We start from the raw sequence: 373 nt of genomic DNA, 5'->3' as shown, positions 1-373 counted from the left end.
TTCTGAGGGAACCTTTGGGCGCCTCCGTTACTCTTTCGGAGGCGCCCAAAGGTTCCCTCAGAATGGTTGGAAATCATTCGTAGCGTGCAAAGGCAGAAGGGAGCTTGACTGCGAGACCTACAAGTCGAGCAGGGACGAAAGTCGGGCTTAGTGATCCGGCGGTGCCGTATGGAAGGGCCGTCGCTCAACGGATAAAAGCTACCCCGGGGATAACAGGCTTATCTCCCCCAAGAGTCCACATCGACGGGGAGGTTTGGCACCTCGATGTCGGCTCATCGCATCCTGGGGCTGTAGTCGGTCCCAAGGGTTGGGCTGTTCGCCCATTAAAGCGGTACGCGAGCTGGGTTCAGAACGTCGTGAGACAGTTCGGTCC

1 rRNA gene is annotated in these 373 nt (G+C 57.9%); it reads left to right on the top strand.

Going from position 1 to position 373, the window contains the following annotated elements:
* Positions 1-373, top strand: a 23S ribosomal RNA gene (locus tag CHH58_RS18100); the annotation flags it as partial.

It is taken from the genome of Terribacillus saccharophilus (genome assembly GCF_002272745.1).
Lineage (GTDB): Bacteria > Bacillota > Bacilli > Bacillales > Amphibacillaceae > Terribacillus > Terribacillus saccharophilus_B.
The sequence above is the reverse complement of the archived record's forward strand: the minus strand, read 5'-3'. Positions and strand labels throughout refer to the sequence as shown.